This window comes from Streptomyces caelestis (assembly GCF_014205255.1).
Classification (GTDB): Bacteria; Actinomycetota; Actinomycetes; order Streptomycetales; family Streptomycetaceae; genus Streptomyces; species Streptomyces caelestis.
In genome coordinates, this window is record NZ_JACHNE010000001.1 from 6,961,837 (window position 1) to 6,980,595 (window position 18,759).

An 18,759-nucleotide genomic window follows, 5' to 3' on the forward strand; every position below is an offset into this window, starting at 1 on the left:
ATGGGTACCGCCGTCCACGTCCCGCAGACCCGGGACATGATCGGAGACGAGCTCTCCGGAGACGAGGCGTTCACCGCCCTGCGCCACTACGGAGGGCTGCGGCTGCTGGCCGACTCCTTCGCACGGTTCCGTTACGCGGACGGCTTCACCAACGCGCGGGCCCTCGCCTTCCAGGTGGTGCTCGGGCTCGTCCCGTGCACCGTGGCACTCGTCGGGCTGGCCACGTCGGTGCACACCGAGGGCGTGGGCCGGGTCATCGAGCTCACCCTCGGCCGGATCGTGCCGGGCGCCAGCGCGCAGATCGTCGAGGACGCCTTCGAAGGCACGCGGCGCACCGCGCACGGCGATGTCTGGGGCACGCTCGCCCTGTGGCTCGGTCTGGGCTTCGCGCTGCTGAACCTCGCCTCGGCCATGGGCCAGATCGAGCGCGGCGCCAACCGCATCTACGGCATCGAGCGCGACCGTCCCTTCCCGCGCAAGTACGGGCGGGCGATCGTTCTCGCGCTCGCCGCCGGTCTGCCCCTGGTGCTGGGGTTCGTCGTCCTCGTCGCCGGCGAGGCCGTGGGCGACGCGGTGGCGGACTCGGCCGGCTGGGCGGACAGCGGGTCGCGGTGGTGGGGCGTGCTCGACATCCCCGTGGGGCTCGCGCTGGCCTGGGTGGCCTCCGCCGTGATCTTCCGCTGGTCGCCCCGCCGCGTCCAGCCCGGCTACACCTGGCTCGCCTTCGGCTCGGCCCTGCATCTGCTGCTGTGGGTCTCGGCCACCTGGCTGCTCGCGCTGTACGTCGAGGAGAGCGGTGCCTTCGGCGCCGTCTACGGGCCGCTCACCGCTTTCATCGCCCTGCTGCTGTGGGCCAACCTCACCGCCGTCGCGCTCTTCCTCGGCATCGCGTTCGCCGCCCAGCTGGAAGCGGCCCGCGCCGGCATCGAATCCGCCGTCCAGCCGGATCCCGGACCGGGCGCGTGAGGCCGTACGGCAGCCGAGGCGCCCGCAGCGTCCTCAGCCGCTCGCCGCCGCGGTCACCGTTTCCGGGTCCACCCCGGTCAGCTCGACGATGCGGTGCGGTGCCACGCCGGCGGCCAGCGCGCGTCCGATCAGGCCGTCCCGCCCGTCCGCGCAGTCGCGGTAGGCGAGCAGCTCCTCCTCGACCCGGGCGAGGGGCTCCGGTGCCATCCGGTGGCGGACCCGGCTCAGTTCCTCGTCGCTCAGCGGGACGGGCAGTCGTTCCGCTTCCTCGGGGATGGCCGCCGTCTCCTCCGGCGGCAGCAGGCGCAGGTGCGGGGAGGCCGGCGTGCTCCCCTGAGCGTCCAGCCACGCGCGTACCGCGGGAGTCTCCATGCACGCGAGCTCCCCGACGGCGGCGGGGGCCACGCCGAGCCGCGCGGACGCGTCGCCAAGCAGGAACAGGTAGGCGTCGTCGGTCATCCTCGGCTCCTTCTCAACTACTGGGGCTGATCGACGTCCGTCCCATTACCCCGCCGCGCCCGGATTACGGCCGGCTCCGGGAATCTCCGCCGTCGCGGCCAGAACCTGTCCGCAACCCCGGCTACCGTGCCCGCATGACGAACACCAAGCGGAGCGTCACCGGCACGGCACCCCGCCTCGGCACCCGGGCCCTCAACCGCGCCACCCTCGACCGGCAGCTGCTCCTGCGCCCGGCCCGGATCTCCGCCGCCGCGGCCGTCGAGCACCTGGTCGGCCTCCAGGCGCAGAACGTCAAGCCTCCGTACTACGCGCTCGCCGCCCGCCTCGACGGTTTCGCCCCCGAGGCGCTGTCCCGGCTGATGGCCGACCGCGAGGTCGTCCGGATCGTCACGATGCGCTCGACGATCCACACCCACACCGCGGACGACTGCCTTGCCCTGCGTCCGCTGGTGCAGCCCGCCCGGGACCGGGAGCTGACGCAGTTCCGCAAGGGACTCGCCGGTGTCGGCCTGGACCGGCTCGCCGCCCTCGCGCGCGAGCTCGTCGAGACCGAGCCCCGCACCATGAAGCAATTGCGCGAGGCCCTGCTCCAGGAGTGGCCGGACGCCGACCCGCAGGCCCTGTCGGTCGCCGCCCGGTGCCGTCTCCCGCTCGTGCAGGCGACCCCGCGCGGCCTGTGGGGCCGAAGCGGGCAGGTCAGTCTGACCACCGCCGAGCACTGGCTCGGGCGTCCCGCCGGACCGGCCGCCACGCCCGACGCGGTCGTCCTGCGCTACCTCGCCGCCTTCGGCCCGGCCTCCGTGCGGGACATGCAGACCTGGGCCGGACTGACCCGCCTGCGCGACGCCTTCGAACGCCTCCGCCCGCGACTCGTCACCTTCCGGGACGAGGGCGGCGCCGAGCTCTTCGACCTGCCGGACGCCCCCCGCCCCGACCCGGACACCCCGGCCCCGCCGCGCTTCCTGCCCGAGTTCGACAATCTGCTGCTCTCCCACGCCGACCGCACCCGCGTCGTCCCGCCCGAGCACCGGGGCCGCTCCTGGCAGGGCAACATCGCCTCTTGCACGCTCCTGGTCGACGGGTTCCTCGCGGGGCTGTGGCGACTGGAGGAGCACGCGCTCGTGATCGAGCCCTTCGGCCGGCTCACCAGGGCCCAGCGGGACGAGGTCACCGCCGAGGGGGAGCGGATGCTGCGGATGATGCACCCGGAAACCTCGTACGACATCCGCTTCGGTGCCGTGCGGACGTAGGCGACGCGGCGTGTCAGTCCGCCCGGCCCGTCACCGCAACCGTCACGCCCAGGCCGATCATCGTGCAGCCGCCCGCCCCGCCGATCAGCGACAGACGACGGTCCGAGCGGGCGAACCAGGTGCGGGCCGCTGACGCGGTCAGGCCCCACAGTGTGTCCGTGACGAGGCCGATCGAGATCGGTACGAGGCCCAACAGCAGCATCTGCAAGGGCACATGACCCGCCGAGTGGTCCACGAACTGCGGCAGCACGGCGGCGAAGAACACCACGCCCTTCGGATTGGTGACGCCGACGAGGATCCCGTCCAGGAGCGTCCGGAGATCGCCGCGAGCCTGTCCGGTCGACCCGGTGGCGATCTGTGACGCCTTCAGTTCCCTGCGGTGCCGGAAGGCCTGCACGCCCAGGTACACCAGATACGCGGCACCCGCCAGCTTCACCGTCAGGTACACCGTCACCGACCGCTCGACCAGCGAGCCGATCCCGACCGCAACCGCCACGACCAGCAGGTAGGAACCGACGACATTGCCGAGGGCCGTCGCCACGGCGGTGCGGCGGCCGTGGGCGAGGGCCCGGCCGATGACGAACAGCACGCTGGGTCCAGGGATCACGATGACCAGGAGCGACATCACGGCGAAGGCGAGGAGGCGATCTGCGGAAACCATGGACATCACTCCCATCCGCCGCTATTCAAGCACTTGACCCGGCCGATGACATGGAAAGGGGGCGTTGCGGGCCGCTCGTGGAGGCCCGCAACGCCCCCCGGTATGTCACCTGAGGGGTACTCAGGAGCTTTGCCCCGGTTACGAGTTGACCTGCGTCGTCACCAGGTTGGAGAAGGTGGTCAGCCGGGTGTAGACACCCGGGTAACCGGCCTGGGCGCAGCCCTCGCCCCAGGAAGTGATGCCTGCCAGGACGCCCCCGATGAGCAGGGGGCCGCCGCTGTCGCCCTGGCAGGTGTCCACGCCGCCGGAGGTGTATCCGGCGCAGACCATCTCGCTCCGCACGAAGTCGGAGCCGTAGGAGCTGCCGCAGCTGGAGTCGGACACGGTCGGTACGGTCGCGGTGCGCAGCTGGTTGGAGGAGCTGCCGTTCGAGGAGGTGGTGCCCCAGCCGAGGATGCGGGCGGTGGTGCCGGCCGCGTACACCGAGGTCTGCGAGGAGGAGACGTACTTCGCCGGCGTGTACGGCATCGACGTCGACAGCGTCAGCACGGCCACGTCCTCGCCGTTGGTGACGCTGGTGTAGCTCGGGTGGATCCAGATCTTGCTGACTCTGCTGACCGTGCCGTTGGTGCCGTTGAGGTAGGTGCGGCCACCGACGACGCGCACGCTGCTGGTGGTCTCGCCGACCATGCAGTGGGCGGCGGTGACGACCTTCGTGGGCGAGACCAGCGTGCCGCCGCAGAACTGGGTCTGCGAGGCGTCCGTGATCTGCATGACGAACGGGTACGCGGTCGTCGTGGTCGTCGTACCGCCGACGATCGGCTGGGGCGCGGCGACGGCGGCGGGAGCGGCGAGCAGCGCGGTCGCGGCGGCAGCGCTCGCCGTGGCGAGGGCGGCGGCCTTCTTGGCACGGTTGAACCCGAACATGGGTCTCCTTGGGGAGTTGCCGGTGGGGGGTCGCGCGGGTGGGTGGTGCACGGTGACCCTGACGCCGTTGTTCGGATCTCCGTGTGCCCGGCGAGCGGCACGCGACAAAGCTAGAGCCCGGCAGCACGGGCTCCCAATGAGGGAACCCCCTAAGGGAGTTGGGCAGGGTAAACCCTCGGTCCGGCCTCTGAAACCCTGGTGGGCGCGGTGGCGGGCAGCCGGGGGTCAGGTCGTGCGGCGGCCCGCCGCCAGCCGGACGATGTCCACCCGTGAACGGATCCCCAGCTTGCGGTAGACCCGGGTCAGGGTCGCCTCGACGGTCTTGACGCTGATGAACAGACGGGCCGCGATCTCCCGGTTGGTCGCGCCCTCCATCACCAGCGAGGCGACCTGACGCTCCATCGACGCGAGGCCCTGCAGCGCGTCGAGCGCGACGGGCGGCGCCACGGAGGCAGGCCCGACCGCCGCGGGACCGGCCGACGCGGCCGCGTCGACCTGACGCAGCCAGGGCAGCGCCCGGCAGCGCCGGAACAGCCGGGCGGCCTCGTCGTACGACGCCGGCCCCGGCAGGGGAGTCCCGCCGGTGCGGGGGAAGGCGGCGGTCTGGGTGCGCAGCCGGGCCAGCGCGAAGGCGGCCCGCGCCTCCTCAAGGCCGTAGCCCAGCCTGCCGAGCCGGTCCTGCACGGACGTCAGCCGGACCAGGGCGGCCTCGTGTTCGCCGCGTGCCGCCCGCACCAGTGCCTCCGCCCGGTCGAGGACGGCCAGCACGCTCTCCCGGCCCAGCCGCAGCGCGTGCACCCGTGCCGTGTCGATGACGTCCTGGGCCTCGCCCGGTTCGCCGATGCGGACCAGGGCCTCGGCGAGGTCGCCGTGCCAGCGGCCGCGCGCCGGGTCGTTGATGCCGAGGCCCTGCTCCAGCTCGCGCACCCGGCGCAGCGAACGGACCGCGGCCGCCGGGTCCCCGGCCACCAACTGGGCGTAGCCCAGGGCCGCCAGAGCCCGGGACAGGTACATCTGGTCGCCGTCGACCTCGGCGTGGTCCGCCGCCTCACGGGCGAGGGCCAGCGCCCGGTCGACGTCCCCGGCCGAGGCCTCCGCGAGGGAGGCGAGCATCGCCGAGGCGCCCTCGCCGATCCCGGCGTCCCGGGCGAGCCGCAGGCTCTCGCGGGCCAGGTCCAGGGCCCGGCCGCAGTGCCCGGAGCGCAGTTCCGTGTCGGCGAGGAAGCGCAGGAAGTGCACCTCGCTCTCGACCATGCCGCGCCTGCGCACCTCGCGCAGCAGCGCGGTGATGGTCGCCCGGGCCTCGGCCAGCTGGTCGCTCATGATCAGCCAGCGGAACCGGGCCGAGCCGGCGCCGTTGTGGTGGCACGCCACGTAGGGGTCCTGCGGCTCCTTCAGCGCCCGTTTGACGGTCTCCGGGGCGCCCGGGTGGCCCATCAGGGTCTCCGTGGAGGCCTGGAAGGACAGCGCCATCAGCTCGGTGCGCCGGTCCTCGCCGCGGGCGGCCAGCTCCGCCGCGTGCGCGGCCTCCTGCCGGGCCTCGGCGAAGTCGCCCTCGACGACCAGGCCGCGCCAGGCCAGCTGGTAGTGGACCAGGGCGAGCAGGCGCGGGTCGTCGCCCGCGTCGGCCAGGACCTGCGGGAAGACGGCGTCGACCTCGCCGAGCGCCTGCCCGGCCGCCTCGATGACCACCATCCAGGCCCGCACGCGCTCCGCGGGCACGCTGGCCCGGGTCAGCACGTCCCGGGCGATGTCCCGGGCGAGGTCGGCCTCGCCGGCGGTGATCGCGTCCTCCGCGGCCTGGAGCCGCCGCTCGTCCGGGCCGGGCGCACTGTCCGCCGGGGTGTGCCGGGCCGCGAGCAGCCCGAGCGAGGCGGCCACGGACGGCGCCCCCCGGTCCCGGGCCAGCGCGGCGGCCTCGGCGAGCCGGGCGGCCACCTCCGGGTCGGTGCCGGTGGTCGCCAGGGCCAGGTGCCGGGCCCGCTCGATCGGGTCGGAGGCCGCCGTGGACAGCGCCGCGTGCGCGGCCCGCCGCTCCCGCGCCGGGGCCTCCGCGTACAGCGCGGCCGAGATCAGCGGATGCGCGAACCGTACGGCGGGGCCCTCCGTCTCGGTCGCCAGCAGCCCCAGCGCCGCGGCCTGGGCGGTCTCGGCCTCGGCGTGTTCCCGGCCGGCCGCGTGCAGCAGCGCCAGCGTGGGACGGGCACCGGCACTGGCCACGAGCAGGGTGCGGCGCGCCTCGTCGGACAGCATCTCCAGCCGGCTCAGCACCAGCGCCCGCAGCGAGGTGGGCACGGGCAGGGGCTCGCCGGGCCGGGGCCGGGTGGGGCTCTCGGCGAGGGCGCGGCCCAGCTCCAGCGCGAAGAGCGGGTTGCCGCCGCTGGTGCGGTGGATGTCGCGGATCGTGGAGCGGGACAGGGGGGTGTAGCCGCGGTGGTCGAGCAGCGCGGAGACCTGCGTACGGGTCAGCGGGCCCAGCCGGACGGCGAGCGTGTCGGGCGGGGACGCGCGTAGATGGCGGTCGTACTCCTGGCCCTCGGTCCGCACCGCGCACAGCATCTGCACCGGCGTGTCGCCCAGCCGGCGGGCGGCGAAACCGAGTAGCTCGGCGCTGGCCGCGTCCAGCCACTGGAGGTCGTCGGCGACGACCAGCACCGGGCCCTTGGCGGCGAGGGTGCGCAGCGCCGACAGCACGGCCAGGCGCAGCGCGAGCCCGTCGCGCTGGAGGGTGGACTCGCCGCGCCCGGTGAGCGCCGACTCCAGGGCGGTGCGCTGGGCGGCGGGCAGCGCACCGGAGATCTCGTCCAGGACCAGGCCGAAGAGGTCGGCCAGTGCCAGGAAGGGCAGGTGGGATTCGGACTCGGTGGCCGAGCAGCGCAACACGGTCCGCGCCGCACCGGCGTAATCCGCGGTCAGCGCCCGCAGGACCGTCGATTTTCCAATTCCCGCGGGGCCGTGGAGCAGCACACTGCCGCCTCGGCCGAGCTGTTCACGCGCCGACGTGAACAGGTCCTCCCGGCCGATGACCACGTCGGGGCGGCTCCTGGGAGGCTCCTGGAAGTCCCGTCGCACGGTCACCGCTCCCCTCCGTGTGTCGTGTCCTGGCCAATATTAGGCAACAACTCATTGAATTTCGGACGGACGGCGTGGTGAGGGAAATAACAACAGAGGTCCGCGCGCGAATTCATTGGGCTCCCGAATGCGGCGGAACGACGGTGGCGCCCGGCCGGAACCCGTCGGCATATCGAACGGGCAAGGATAACGGAAAACATCGCAAACCTACGGCAACCATCCCGCCCGGCGTGCGGCAGCCACGGCCTCGCCCCGGGTCCCGGCCCGCAGCTTCCGCATGGCCGACCGCAGATACCCCTTGACGGTCTCGGGCGCCACGCCCAGCCGCTCGGCCGCGACCGCGTTCGTGGCCCCCGCGGCGACGCACGCCAGCACATCCACCTCGCGCGGCGCGAGCCGGACCCGCTCCGAGGGGGTGGCGTCGGCCGTCAGCAGGGCACACGCGTCGAGCAGCTCGGCCCGCAGCCCGGGATCCGCGATCTTCGGGGCCAGCGCGCGCAGGGCCGCGTGCGCCTCCCGCACCTGCTCCCGTCCCGCGCCGGCCCCGCCCCCGGCGGCGAGCGTGCGGGCCTCCTCCCGCAGGACCAGCGCCCGCTCCACGTCCCGCGCCGCCTCGACGGCCTCGTCCAGCATGCGTCCGCCCAAGGGCTGGGCCGTGCGCAGCGCGCCGTACAGCACCCCGCGCACCGCGTGCCGTACGACCACCGGCACGGCCAGCACCGAGCGCAGCCCCTCCACCGCGACCGGGGCGTCGTACTCGTGGCTGATCTGCCGCGACGCCGAGTAGTCCGTCACCACGCACGGCCGGGCGAGCACCACCGTCTTGCCGCCCAGCCCGTTCCCGGACGTCACCACCAGCGAACGCAGGGCGTGCGTCGCCGTGCCGCTCAGTTCACTGATGCGCATCTGCCGCCCGGCCTCCATCAGGGCGCCGAAGGCGACCGGCAGGCCGGTGGTGCGCCGCAGGCGGAGCAGCGCGTTCCGTATCTCGACCGCGTCGGACGCGTCTGCTGTCACCTGCTCGCCCCTTCACTACGGCTCTGCGCGGGCGCACCCCCCGTTCGGGGGTAGTGAGACCTGCATCACGGATTACACGATGGTTCGGAGCCGCCCGGCAATGGTCCGGCACCAAGGAGGACGAATGGCATCGGCGACGGAGGTGTTCCGCGGCGCGCGGGACTTCCTGCTGGAACACCGCGAGGACTACGGCACGGCCTACGAGGGCTTCCGCTGGCCCCGTCCCGACTACTTCAACTGGGCGCTGGACTGGTTCGACGAGATCGCGCACGGCAACGCCCGCACCGCGCTGCACATCGTCGAGGAGGACGGCCGCGAGACACAGCTGTCCTTCGGGGAGATGTCCGTACGCTCCGCCCAGTTCGCCAACTGGCTGCGGGCCCGGGGCGTGCGCGCCGAGGACCGGATCCTCGTGATGCTCGGCAACCAGGCCGAACTGTGGATCACCGCGCTCGCCGCGATGAAACTGCGCGCGGTCGTCATCCCGGCCACCCCGCTGCTCGGCCCCGCCGACCTGCGCGACCGCGTCGACCGCGGCCGGGTCCGGCACGTCATCGCGCGCTCCGGGGACACCGGCAAGTTCGCCGAGGTCCCCGGCCGCTACACGCGCATCGCCGCGGGCGCCGCCCCGGAGGACTGGCTGCCCCTCGATGACGCCTACGGCGCCCCGGCCGACTTCACACCCGACGCCCCGACCCGGGCCGACGACCCGCTGATGCTGTACTTCACCTCGGGCACCACCGCACGGCCCAAACTCGTGGAGCACACCCACACCTCGTATCCGATCGGGCACCTGTCGACCATGTACTGGATCGGCCTCAAGCCCGGTGACGTGCATCTGAACATCTCCTCGCCCGGCTGGGCCAAGCACGCCTGGTCCAACCTCTTCGCCCCCTGGAACGCCGAAGCGACCGTCTTCCTCTACAACTACACGCGTTTCGACGCCTCCCGTCTCATGGCCGAGATGGACCGGGCCGCCGTCACCACCTTCTGCGCCCCGCCCACCGTCTGGCGCATGCTCATCCAGGCCGACCTGACGCAGCTGCGCACCCCGCCGCGCGAGATCGTCGCCGCCGGTGAGCCGCTCAACCCGGAGGTCATCGAGCAGGTCCGCCGCTCTTGGGGCGTCACCATCCGGGACGGCTTCGGCCAGACCGAGACGGCCGTGCAGGTCGCCAACAGCCCCGGCCAGCCGCTGAAGACCGGCTCGATGGGCCGGCCGAGCCCCGGCTACCGCGTCGAGCTGCTGGACCCCGTCTCGGGCGTGCCGGGCGCGAGCGAGGGCGAGATCGCGCTCGACCTGTCGGACCGGCCCGTCGGCCTGATGACCGGCTACCACGGCGACGCGGACCGCACGACGGAAGCGATGGCCGGCGGCTACTACCGCACGGGCGACATCGGCGCGCGGGACGCGGACGGCTACATCACCTACGTCGGCCGCAGGGACGACGTCTTCAAGGCGTCCGACTACAAGATCAGCCCCTTCGAGCTGGAGAGCGCGCTGCTGGAGCACGAGGCGGTGGCCGAGGCGGCCGTCGTGCCCGCGCCGGACGAGCTGCGGCTCGCGGTGCCGAAGGCCTACGTCGTCCTGGCGGCGGGCTGGGAGCCCGGCCCCGACACCGCGAAGGTGCTGTTCGAGCACTCCCGCGAGGCCCTGGCCCCCTACAAGCGCATCCGCCGCCTGGAGTTCGGCGACCTGCCCAAGACCGTCTCGGGCAAGATCCGCCGCATCGAGCTGCGCGAGGCCACGGCGGCCGGGTCGGACGCCGAGTACCGCGAGGAGGACTTCCGGTGACCTCGTACAGTCATGGAACCAGCGAGACGGCCCTGCTCGGCGACACCATCGGGGCCAACCTGGACCGGGCGGTGGCCGCCTGGCCGGACCGTGAGGCGCTGGTCGACGTGCCGTCCGGGCGGCGCTGGACCTACGCGCGGTTCGGAGCGGCCGTCGACGAGCTGGCCTCCGCGCTGCTCGCCTCCGGGGTCGCCAAGGGCGACCGGGTGGGCATCTGGGCGGTCAACTGTCCCGAGTGGGTCCTGGTCCAGTACGCCACGGCCCGCATCGGCGCGATCATGGTGAACATCAACCCGGCCTACCGCACCCACGAAGTCGAGTACGTCCTCAAGCAGGCGGGGATCTCCCTCCTGTTCGCCTCCCTCGGCCACAAGACGAGCGACTACCGGGCGATGGTCGAGCAAGTGCGGGGCAGATGCGCCGGGTTGCGCGAGGTCGTGTACTTCGGCGACCCGAGCTGGGACGCGCTGCTCGGGCGGGGGACACCCGGTGCCCGGATCGCGGACGACGGCCTGTCCTGCGACGACCCGGTCAACATCCAGTACACGTCGGGCACGACGGGCTTCCCCAAGGGGGCCACCCTCTCCCACCACAACATCCTCAACAACGGCTATTTCGTAGGGGAGTCGATCGCCTACACCGAGCAGGACCGGGTGTGCATCCCCGTGCCGTTCTACCACTGCTTCGGCATGGTCATGGGGAATCTGGCCGCCACGTCCCACGGCGCCTGCATGGTCATCCCGGCCCCGTCCTTCGACCCCAAGGCCACGCTGGAGGCGGTCCAGCAGGAGCGCTGCACCTCGCTCTACGGCGTCCCGACCATGTTCATCGCGGAGCTGAACCTCCCCGGCTTCGCGTCGTACGACCTCTCCTCCCTGCGCACCGGCATCATGGCGGGCTCGCCCTGCCCGGTGGAGGTGATGAAGCGCGTGGTCGCCGAGATGAACATGGCCGAGGTGTCGATCTGTTACGGCATGACGGAGACCTCGCCCGTCTCCACGCAGACCCGACGCGACGACGACCTGGAGCACCGCACCGGCACGGTCGGCCGCGTGCTGCCGCACGTCGAGGTGAAGATCGTCGACCCGGCGACGGGCGCGACCCGACCGCGCGGCACGGCGGGCGAGTTGTGCACCCGCGGTTACAGCGTGATGCTCGGCTACTGGAACGAGCCGGAGAAGACCGCGGAGGCCATCGACGCGGGCCGCTGGATGCACACCGGCGACCTCGCGGTGATGCGCGAGGACGGCTACGTGGAGGTCGTCGGCCGCATCAAGGACATGATCATCCGGGGCGGGGAGAATATCTACCCCCGCGAGATCGAGGAGTTCCTCTACGCCCACCCCAAGATCCAGGACGTCCAGGTCGTGGGCGTCCCGCACGACCACTACGGCGAGGAGGTCCTCGCCTGCGTCATCCCCCGCGACCCCGCCGACCCGCTCACCCTGGACGAACTCCACGCCTTCTGCCAGGGCCGCCTCGCCCACTACAAGATCCCGAGCAGGCTTCAGCTCCTCGACTCCTTCCCCATGACGGTGTCCGGGAAGGTGCGCAAGGTGGAACTGCGGGAGAGGTTCGGGGGCGGGCAGAGGTAGAACAGCTCGGGGTCGCCGTCGTCGAGGCCGTGGACCAGACCGGCGGGTTGCCAGCCGGCTCTCAGGAGCAGCTGCTGCATGGGCTGGTTGGAGACGTTGGTCGAGGTGAACAGCTTGGGCGTGGTGCACGCGGCTTCGACGGCCGTGAGGAGACGCCTGGCCACTCCCTGCCGGCGTGCGGCGGGCGCGACCGTCAGCAGGGTGAGGAAGCCCTGTTCGAAGAAGGTGTACTCCAGCACGCCGTAGCCCACGGGCCCGCGCGCGTCCTCGGCCAGCAGCGCCAGGCTCTGCTCGCACCAGCGCCGGATGCTCGCGCGGCGCGCCCGGTCTCCCGCCGCCGCGATCGGGTCCGTCTCGGTCAGTGCCGTGCGGTCCGACGCCTCGGCGCGGCGCACGACGAGCGTGCCGGGTTCGATGTCGCCCATGGGGCGCATCGTGGCAGCAGTGGGGGCCGGGCCGCGCGCGGATTACCGCGGCCCGGTCACAGTGGTGCGCGCATGCACACGCGGGGCCAGCGGGCCAGGCCGTGTCGGGCCTCCGCCGCGCGGATCTCGCGCAGGCCGGGCGTGAGGTCCGCCTCCCCGAGGGTGCGGAAGCCGAGGCGGGCGTAGTAGGGGGCGTTCCACGGGACCTCCGTGAAGGTGGTCAGCGTCAGGGCGGTCAGGCCCTCCTCGCGGGCGCGGTCGGCGGCGTACGCCAGCAGGGCCCGGCCCACGCCCCGACGCGCGGCGCGCGGGTGGACCGAGACCTGCTCGATGTGCAGGGCGCCGTCCACGGGTTCGGCGACGAGATACGCGGCCGGGTGGTCCCGCTCGTCCACCGCGACCCAGCAGCGGCCCGCCCCGCGGTAGCGCTCCAGCACGTCGAGCGCGGGCGGTTCGTCGTCGGCGATCTCCGGCATGCCGAGATCGCGGAAGGGGGTACCGGCGGCACGTTCGATGCCCTGGAGGGCGGGGAGTTCGGCGGCGGTCGCGGGGCGGATACGCATGGGGTGAGTATGCGGCCGCGGTCGGCAAACGGGATCCGGTGGCTCCCCTCGTCCCTCCACCGACGTGGACCGCAAGAGGAGCAGCCTGTGCGCGACGCCGCCGTGACGCCCGAGGGCGACCGGATCCGCTGGGCCGAACTGCCGGGACCGGAACCGCCGCGCGTCTACGTGCACGGCCTGGGCGCCACGCCGCCCGCCTACTTCACGGAGACCGCGGTCCATCCCCTGCCGGCCGGTCACCGTCAGGCGGGCACGCGCTCCGGGCCGGCGCCGTCGAAGGGCGGGTAGGTACGGCTGCCCATGCGCTCGGCCGCGTCGATGTAGTCGGCGAGGGCGTCCCGGGAGCGGGCGAGCGCGGCCATCTGGTCGTCCAGCCGGCTCAGCCGCGACCGCATCGCCGCCAGCAGTTCGGGACACCCGAGCAGCTCCGGGGCCTCTCCGACCGCACAGGGCAGCAGATACGCGATGTCCTCGGACGATAAGCCGGCGCCGAGCAGGTGGCGGATCTGTTTCACCCGCAGCACGGCGGTCTCGTCGTACTCGCGGTATCCGTTCGTGCCGCGGTCCGCCTCCAGCAGGCCCTGGGCCTCGTAGTAGCGCAACTGATGGGTGTTGACGCCCGTCCGGCGACTCAGTTCCCCGATACGCATCAAAAACCTCGCTTGACCTTCACACCGGTATCAACGTTGACGATGCTGCCATGAACAGAACCGACACACCCGTGACAGTCATCGGACTCGGACTGATGGGCCAGGCACTCGCCGGCGCGTTCCTGAAAGCCGGGCATCCCACGACCGTGTGGAACCGTACGACCGCCAAAGCCGACGGGCTGGTGGCCCGAGGCGCACGGCTCGCGCCGACGGTCGGCGACGCGGTCCGGGCCGGTTCCCTGACCCTCATCTGCGTCACCGACTACCAGGCCGTGCGGGAGCTGTTCGGCACGGGCGACATCGAGCTCGACGGCACGACGCTGGTCAATCTCACCTCGGGCGACTCGGCCCAGGCCCGGGAGACCGCCCGATGGGCCGAGCAGCGCGGCGCACGCTACCTGGACGGCGCCGTCATGGCCGTCCCGCCGGCCATCGGCACGCCCGAGGCGGTGATTCTGCACAGTGGACCGCAGGCGTACTTCGACGCGCACAAACCGACCCTCGACGCGCTCGGCACCGTCACCCACGTCGGCGCGGACCACGGCCTGGCGTCCCTGTACGACGTGGCCGGACTGGCCATGATGTGGAGCGTCCTGAACGCCTGGCTGCAGGGCACCGCGTTGCTCAGGACGGCCGGTGTCGACGCCGCGACGTACGCGCCGTTCGCGCAGCGGATCGCCGCCGGTGTGGCCCATTGGCTGCCCGGATACGCCGAGCAGATCGACAGCGGCTCCTTCCCGGCCGAGGTGTCGGCCCTGGAGACCGACGCGCGGGCCATGGCACACCTGATCGAGGAGAGCGAGGCGGTGGGTGTCAACGCCGAACTGCCGAAGCTGTTCAAGGCGATGGCCGACCGCTCGATCGCCGCGGGACACGGTGGCGAGCAGTATCCCGTGCTGATCGAAGAGTTCAGCAGGCCCGGGCCCGGCGACGACTGACATGTGCGGGCGTGTCAGGGCGCCCGGTTCCCCGTGCCGGTGGCATCCAGTGCGTCGGCCGGGGCGTTCACCGGCCGCGGTGTGCCGGTGAGGTCGAGGACGAACAGCGGGATGCCGAGGGCGTCGGCGCGGGCCCGGGCGTCCTCCGCGTACCCGGCGAGGGAGAAGTACAGGCAGTCCGCCGACTCCGTCATGGCCGTCAGCCACAGGCACTCCACGTCCCGCAGGGTCGCCGGGCGCACGGCCGGGTCGACCAGCGCGACGACGCCACGGGCGGCGAGGCCGATCCCGGACGGCGGCCGCTGGTCCGCCCGCCGGACACGCCGGTAGCCGAGCCGGCGCAGATACAGCGCGGCGGCCGTGACGGCGTCGAGCGCGGTCCGGATCGTGACGGAGCGGAAGGGTGGCCGGGCGGCAGTGTCGGTGGAGGGGTCGGCATTGGCACCGGCGTCGGCAGCACCGGCACCAACACCAGCACCGGCGGCGGCTCCGGCGGCGGCAGAGGCCGGGCCCCCCTTGGCGTCGGCAGAGGCAGCGGCCCGCTCGGTGGCTGCGGCATCGCGGGGGCCGGTCGTACCGCCCGGGCACGGCGCGCCGTCCCGGCCGGCGGCCTCGGCGTCCGGGACGGCGGTGATGTCCCGGTCAGCCCTGAGCCCGCCGCCGTCCGCTGCCGTGTCCCGGCCCGTGCCGCCGCCCCGGTCCGCCACCCCCCGCCCCGCCGCAACCGGCACCCGCAGCACCACCCCGCACGGGCACCCCACCTCCGGCCGCGGCCACTCCCCATGTCGGCCGCAGGATCCGCACCGCACCGTCACCCACTCGTCCTGCCAGGCGCGATGGGAGACGGGCGTCACCGTGCCGTCCCGGTCGAGCGGCGGGGCGACGGGTGCTCCGCACACGCACGGGTACGACGGGGCCGTGAAGCGGTGCTCTCGTCGGCAGGACGGACAGCGCACCGGCACGCTCTCGGCCATGGCCACTCCAGTACGGCGTCACATCGGGACAGCGCGTCCATCGTGCTCCAGCCGGCCCCCGCCTGTCCGCCGCTTGCCGGTCTCTTGACGCCCTTCGGCCACCCCGCATACATTAATTCCAGATCGTAGAAGTTTATTTCCGCATTATGGAAGAGCTCACCGCGGGGCGCGACGGGAGTGCGAATCCGACAGTCGAAGCAGGAGTACTCTATGGCTCGAATGACCGCTGCCCGTGCGGCAGTTGAGATTCTCAAGCGCGAGGGCGTCACCGACGCGTTCGGCGTCCCGGGCGCGGCGATCAACCCCTTCTACGCGGCGCTCAAGGCCTCCGGCGGCATCAACCACACCCTCGCCCGCCACGTGGAGGGCGCCTCGCACATGGCCGAGGGCTACACCCGCACCCGCGCGGGCAACCTCGGCGTCTGCATCGGCACCTCCGGCCCGGCCGGCACCGACATGATCACGGGTCTGTACTCCGCGACCGGCGACTCCGTCCCGATCCTGTGCATCACCGGCCAGGCCCCGACCGCCGTGATCCACAAAGAGGACTTCCAGGCCGTCGACATCGCCTCGATCGCCAAGCCGGTCACCAAGATGGCCGTGACCGTGCTGGAGGCCGCGCAGGTCCCCGGCGTCTTCCAGCAGGCCTTCCACCTGATGCGCTCCGCCCGCCCCGGCCCGGTCCTGATCGACCTGCCGATCGACGTCCAGATGACGGAGATCGAGTTCGACCCGGAGACGTACGAGCCGCTCCCGGTCTACAAGCCCGCCGCGACCCGCGCCCAGATCGAGAAGGCGATCGGGATGCTCAATGCCTCCGAGCAGCCGCTGATCGTCGCGGGCGGCGGTGTCGTCAACGCCGATGCCGCCGAACTGCTCGTCGAGTTCGCCGAGTTGACCGGAACCCCGGTCGTCCCCACCCTCATGGGCTGGGGTGTCCTGCCCGACGACCACGAGCTGAACGCCGGCATGGTCGGCCTCCAGACCTCGCACCGCTACGGCAACGCGACCTTCCTGGAGTCCGACTTCGTCCTCGGCATCGGCAACCGCTGGGCCAACCGCCACACCGGCAGACTCGACGTCTACACCGCCGGACGGAAGTTCGTCCACGTCGACATCGAGCCCACCCAGATCGGCAGGATCTTCGCCCCCGACTACGGCATCGCCTCCGACGCCAGGGCCGCGCTGGAGCTGTTCGTCGAGGTGGCGCGCGAGCTGAAGACGGCCGGCAGGCTGCCCGACCGCTCCGCCTGGGCGGCCTCGGCGCAGGAGCGAAAGGCGACCCTCCAGCGCCGTACGCACTTCGACGACATCCCGATCAAGCCGCAACGGGTCTACGAGGAGATGAACAAGGCCTTCGGCCCGGAGACCCGGTACGTGTCCACCATCGGCCTCTCGCAGATCGCCGGCGCCCAGATGCTGCACGTCTACCGGCCCCGTCACTGGATCAACTGCGGTCAGGCGGGCCCGCTCGGCTGGACCATCCCGGCAGCGCTCGGCGTCGCCAAGGCCGACCCGGAGGCGTCCGTCGTCGCGCTCTCCGGCGACTACGACTTCCAGTTCATGATCGAGGAACTGGCGGTGGGCGCGCAGCACAAGATCCCGTACGTCCACGTCCTCGTCAACAACTCCTATCTGGGCCTGATCCGCCAGGCGCAGCGGGCGTTCGACATCGACTTCCAGGTCACCCTGGAGTTCGAGAACATCAACGCGCCCGAGCTCGGCGTCTACGGCGTCGATCACGTCAAGGTCGCCGAGGGCCTCGGCTGCAAGGCGATCCGGGTGACCGACCCGACCGAGCTGGGCGCCGCGTTCGAGCAGGCCAAGAAGCTCGCCGCCGAGTACCGGGTGCCGGTCGTCGTCGAGGCGATCCTGGAGCGCGTCACCAACATCGCCATGTCGACGACCAACGACATCGGCCAGGTCGTGGAGTTCGAGGAGATCGCCACCGAGCCCGGCCACGCGCCGACCTCGATCAAGCCGCTGAAGGTCTGACGCCCGCGCAGGACAGCGGGGGAGGGGCGGCCCGTCCGGGAGGACGGACCGCCCCTCACGCGTGCGGGACCCGCGGTCAGTCCCCGCCACTCCCACCCCCACCTCCGCCCGCGCCGCAGTAGGTGTAGCCCCCATAGCCTCCGCCCGAACCATGTGGCGAGTGCTTGAGGAGGGTCTTGCCGCCCACCTCGACCCGGCGTATCAGTCCTGCCCGGAGCGCGAAGCGCGGCACCAGCAGCCGCAGGGCCGCCTCGCCGTGCAGCGCGACGGCGAGCAGCCGGTCGTCGTCGGTCAGGCGGCGTCTGCTCGCGGGCAGCGGGTGGAGCTGCCGCAGCTCGCGCACTTGGCGGCGGGCGCCGCGCGTCGGGCCGAGCAGCGGGTAGCGCAGCAGGCCCGCCTCCGCGAGCGGGATGCGGATGAGGGCCAGTGCGAGCCGTACGTCCGGGTGCCTGACCAACGTCCGGAGCCCGGCGGGCTCGTGGAGACAGGCGTGCGCCTCCTGCGCCAGGGGCGACGGCGGTCGCTCCGCGCTCCCCGCGTCCGCGATGCCCGCCCGTATCGTCCCGGGCCGGTCCGGCTCCACCATGCCTCGCGGGTACAGGTCCACCACGGCGACGGTGACGGCGGCCCGGGGGCCGTCCCCCAGCAGTGCGATCTCATGCGGCTCCCGCCGGACCGCCGTACCGTCGCTCATGGCTTCACCCCCGTGCCGGAGCCCGCCGCCCCCGTGCCGGCGGGCCCCGTGTGTCGAGAATGTGCCCGGCCCCGGGGGTTGTTGAAGCCCCCGGGGCCGGGTTCAGAGGTTCATTTGAGGGTTCCGTACAAGGCATACGACCGGTGCCGTAGACGCGTGTTCACGCCTCGTGGTGTTCCGACAACCCCGGCCAGTCGTCCGGGCCACCCCCCTGCCATTCGACGAGGTCGCTGTCCGCGACGTCGGTGACGTAAAGGTCGGCGAGCCGCAGGATTTCGCTGACGTCGTCCACATGTGTGGCGATGCCCAGCGTCGCGTCGCCCTCGGTGACGCGCCGGGAGCCGTCCAGTGCAGGCGGGTGCACCACGACGTGCGGATGCTCCGTTGGTGGGTGTGTCATGCCTCCAGCGTCCTGCGGCAGCGCCGGATACGCACGCCGGGGTGTTGTCAGACCCTGCGAACACAATGCGCCGTATGACACCGAGAAGCGACATGACCTTGGAGTGGCACCTACGTGAGGTGGTGGCCAAGGAGGCTGTCGACCAGACCGTGAAGAACGCCGTGCAGGCGGTCTTCACGCACATGCACAGCGGACGGGGCGGCAAGCGGCGGGGCGGCAGAGAGCTGATACGGCTTTTGGAGGAGGTGCGAGGTACTGCGGCATGAGTCGGCGAGTGGCAGGTCGTACGGCTCGTACAGGATGCGATCGAGTACGCGGAGGGGCGGATCCTGCGGTACGACTTCGATGATCGCTACAGGCTGTTCGGAGACGGACGAA

At 72.4% G+C, this 18,759-nt stretch carries 18 protein-coding genes and 1 pseudogene; 8 read left to right on the forward strand and 11 right to left on the reverse strand.

Annotated elements, in window-relative coordinates; translation table 11 throughout:
- Window positions 1-966, forward strand: a complete 966-nt coding sequence (locus HDA41_RS31740) for a YihY/virulence factor BrkB family protein (protein ID WP_184990055.1) — start codon at window positions 1-3, stop codon at window positions 964-966.
- Between the two features lie 33 nt (window positions 967-999).
- On the opposite strand, the gene HDA41_RS31745 is transcribed toward HDA41_RS31740, so the two are convergent.
- On the reverse strand, window positions 1,000-1,425 hold the full coding sequence (locus HDA41_RS31745) for a DUF6003 family protein (protein WP_184990057.1): 426 nt from the start codon (window positions 1,423-1,425) through the stop codon (window positions 1,000-1,002).
- Window positions 1,426-1,559: 134 nt separating this feature from the next.
- On the opposite strand from HDA41_RS31745, the gene HDA41_RS31750 reads away from it, so the two are divergent.
- Complete coding sequence (locus HDA41_RS31750) at window positions 1,560-2,675, forward strand: winged helix DNA-binding domain-containing protein (RefSeq protein ID WP_184990059.1); 1,116 nt, start codon at window positions 1,560-1,562, stop codon at window positions 2,673-2,675.
- 13 nt (window positions 2,676-2,688) lie between these two features.
- Here HDA41_RS31750 and HDA41_RS31755 read toward each other — a convergent pair whose 3' ends face one another.
- The 4 genes from HDA41_RS31755 to HDA41_RS31770 all read right to left on the reverse strand — a co-directional run bounded on the left by HDA41_RS31755 (window position 2,689) and on the right by HDA41_RS31770 (window position 8,352).
- Complete coding sequence (locus tag HDA41_RS31755) at window positions 2,689-3,336, reverse strand: LysE family translocator (protein ID WP_184990061.1); 648 nt, start codon at window positions 3,334-3,336, stop codon at window positions 2,689-2,691.
- Between the two features lie 138 nt (window positions 3,337-3,474).
- A complete protein-coding gene (locus tag HDA41_RS31760) occupies window positions 3,475-4,263 on the reverse strand; it encodes a S1 family peptidase (protein WP_184990063.1) in 789 nt (262 codons plus the stop codon).
- Window positions 4,264-4,488: 225 nt separating this feature from the next.
- Complete coding sequence (locus HDA41_RS31765) at window positions 4,489-7,341, reverse strand: helix-turn-helix transcriptional regulator (protein WP_184990065.1); 2,853 nt, start codon at window positions 7,339-7,341, stop codon at window positions 4,489-4,491.
- Between the two features lie 201 nt (window positions 7,342-7,542).
- A complete protein-coding gene (locus tag HDA41_RS31770) occupies window positions 7,543-8,352 on the reverse strand; it encodes a helix-turn-helix transcriptional regulator (protein WP_184990067.1) in 810 nt (269 codons plus the stop codon).
- A gap of 124 nt (window positions 8,353-8,476) precedes the next feature.
- On the opposite strand from HDA41_RS31770, the gene HDA41_RS31775 reads away from it, so the two are divergent.
- Entirely contained in the window at window positions 8,477-10,147 is a 1,671-nt protein-coding gene (locus HDA41_RS31775) for an AMP-binding protein (RefSeq protein WP_184990069.1), read from the forward strand.
- Window positions 10,144-11,742, forward strand: coding sequence for an AMP-binding protein (locus tag HDA41_RS31780; RefSeq protein ID WP_184990071.1), 1,599 nt, complete (start codon window positions 10,144-10,146; stop codon window positions 11,740-11,742). Before HDA41_RS31775 ends, HDA41_RS31780 begins: the two co-directional genes overlap by 4 nt.
- Here the strand turns inward: HDA41_RS31780 and HDA41_RS31785 are convergent.
- Together HDA41_RS31785 and HDA41_RS31790 are read right to left on the reverse strand one after the other, a co-directional pair.
- Window positions 11,655-12,167: a GNAT family N-acetyltransferase gene (locus HDA41_RS31785; protein WP_230299536.1), complete on the reverse strand. Its 513-nt coding sequence runs from the start codon at window positions 12,165-12,167 to the stop codon at window positions 11,655-11,657. The genes HDA41_RS31780 and HDA41_RS31785 overlap by 88 nt on opposite strands.
- Before the next feature lie 56 nt (window positions 12,168-12,223).
- Window positions 12,224-12,730, reverse strand: coding sequence for a GNAT family N-acetyltransferase (locus HDA41_RS31790; RefSeq protein ID WP_184990074.1), 507 nt, complete (start codon window positions 12,728-12,730; stop codon window positions 12,224-12,226).
- Between the two features lie 87 nt (window positions 12,731-12,817).
- Here HDA41_RS31790 and HDA41_RS31795 point away from each other — a divergent pair.
- Window positions 12,818-12,973 (forward strand): annotated as a pseudogene (locus tag HDA41_RS31795) (alpha/beta fold hydrolase); the annotation flags it as partial.
- Here HDA41_RS31795 and HDA41_RS31800 read toward each other — a convergent pair.
- Window positions 12,973-13,380 (reverse strand): MerR family transcriptional regulator, encoded by a 408-nt coding sequence (locus tag HDA41_RS31800; RefSeq protein WP_184990076.1) that lies wholly within the window; start codon window positions 13,378-13,380, stop codon window positions 12,973-12,975. The pseudogene HDA41_RS31795 and the gene HDA41_RS31800 sit on opposite strands and share 1 nt — an antisense overlap.
- 50 nt (window positions 13,381-13,430) lie before the next feature.
- Here HDA41_RS31800 and HDA41_RS31805 point away from each other — a divergent pair, with 50 nt between their 5' ends.
- Window positions 13,431-14,318 (forward strand): NAD(P)-dependent oxidoreductase, encoded by an 888-nt coding sequence (locus tag HDA41_RS31805; RefSeq protein WP_184990078.1) that lies wholly within the window; start codon window positions 13,431-13,433, stop codon window positions 14,316-14,318.
- Between the two features lie 14 nt (window positions 14,319-14,332).
- Here HDA41_RS31805 and HDA41_RS31810 read toward each other — a convergent pair whose 3' ends face one another.
- Window positions 14,333-15,292, reverse strand: a complete 960-nt coding sequence (locus tag HDA41_RS31810; protein WP_184990080.1) for a hypothetical protein — start codon at window positions 15,290-15,292, stop codon at window positions 14,333-14,335.
- Window positions 15,293-15,502: 210 nt separating this feature from the next.
- On the opposite strand from HDA41_RS31810, the gene gcl reads away from it, so the two are divergent.
- Entirely contained in the window at window positions 15,503-17,287 is a 1,785-nt protein-coding gene (gene gcl, locus HDA41_RS31815; RefSeq protein WP_184990083.1) for a glyoxylate carboligase, read from the forward strand.
- A 76-nt stretch (window positions 17,288-17,363) separates the two neighbouring features.
- On the opposite strand, the gene HDA41_RS31820 is transcribed toward gcl, so the two are convergent.
- Window positions 17,364-17,981, reverse strand: coding sequence for a TIGR04222 domain-containing membrane protein (locus HDA41_RS31820; protein ID WP_184990085.1), 618 nt, complete (start codon window positions 17,979-17,981; stop codon window positions 17,364-17,366).
- A gap of 160 nt (window positions 17,982-18,141) precedes the next feature.
- Complete coding sequence (locus tag HDA41_RS31825; protein ID WP_184990086.1) at window positions 18,142-18,381, reverse strand: hypothetical protein; 240 nt, start codon at window positions 18,379-18,381, stop codon at window positions 18,142-18,144.
- A gap of 74 nt (window positions 18,382-18,455) precedes the next feature.
- On the opposite strand from HDA41_RS31825, the gene HDA41_RS41695 reads away from it, so the two are divergent.
- Window positions 18,456-18,647 (forward strand): hypothetical protein, encoded by a 192-nt coding sequence (locus HDA41_RS41695; RefSeq protein ID WP_230299537.1) that lies wholly within the window; start codon window positions 18,456-18,458, stop codon window positions 18,645-18,647.
- Window positions 18,648-18,759 lie beyond the last annotated feature (112 nt).

What these genes read in the sequence shown, in the direction of transcription:
- HDA41_RS41695 (WP_230299537.1), top strand. Translation starts at nt 18,456, where the DNA reads ATGACACCGAGAAGCGACATGACCTTGGAGTGGCACCTACGTGAGGTG.
- HDA41_RS31825 (WP_184990086.1), bottom strand. Translation starts at nt 18,381, where the DNA reads ATGACACACCCACCAACGGAGCATCCGCACGTCGTGGTGCACCCGCCT.
- HDA41_RS31790 (WP_184990074.1), bottom strand. Translation starts at nt 12,730, where the DNA reads ATGCGTATCCGCCCCGCGACCGCCGCCGAACTCCCCGCCCTCCAGGGC.
- HDA41_RS31810 (WP_184990080.1), bottom strand. Translation starts at nt 15,292, where the DNA reads ATGGCCGAGAGCGTGCCGGTGCGCTGTCCGTCCTGCCGACGAGAGCAC.
- HDA41_RS31750 (WP_184990059.1), top strand. Translation starts at nt 1,560, where the DNA reads ATGACGAACACCAAGCGGAGCGTCACCGGCACGGCACCCCGCCTCGGC.
- gcl (WP_184990083.1), top strand. Translation starts at nt 15,503, where the DNA reads ATGGCTCGAATGACCGCTGCCCGTGCGGCAGTTGAGATTCTCAAGCGC.
- HDA41_RS31755 (WP_184990061.1), bottom strand. Translation starts at nt 3,336, where the DNA reads ATGGTTTCCGCAGATCGCCTCCTCGCCTTCGCCGTGATGTCGCTCCTG.
- HDA41_RS31760 (WP_184990063.1), bottom strand. Translation starts at nt 4,263, where the DNA reads ATGTTCGGGTTCAACCGTGCCAAGAAGGCCGCCGCCCTCGCCACGGCG.
- HDA41_RS31820 (WP_184990085.1), bottom strand. Translation starts at nt 17,981, where the DNA reads ATGAGCGACGGTACGGCGGTCCGGCGGGAGCCGCATGAGATCGCACTG.
- HDA41_RS31775 (WP_184990069.1), top strand. Translation starts at nt 8,477, where the DNA reads ATGGCATCGGCGACGGAGGTGTTCCGCGGCGCGCGGGACTTCCTGCTG.
- HDA41_RS31785 (WP_230299536.1), bottom strand. Translation starts at nt 12,167, where the DNA reads ATGGGCGACATCGAACCCGGCACGCTCGTCGTGCGCCGCGCCGAGGCG.
- HDA41_RS31745 (WP_184990057.1), bottom strand. Translation starts at nt 1,425, where the DNA reads ATGACCGACGACGCCTACCTGTTCCTGCTTGGCGACGCGTCCGCGCGG.
- HDA41_RS31740 (WP_184990055.1), top strand. Translation starts at nt 1, where the DNA reads ATGGGTACCGCCGTCCACGTCCCGCAGACCCGGGACATGATCGGAGAC.
- HDA41_RS31805 (WP_184990078.1), top strand. Translation starts at nt 13,431, where the DNA reads ATGAACAGAACCGACACACCCGTGACAGTCATCGGACTCGGACTGATG.
- HDA41_RS31800 (WP_184990076.1), bottom strand. Translation starts at nt 13,380, where the DNA reads ATGCGTATCGGGGAACTGAGTCGCCGGACGGGCGTCAACACCCATCAG.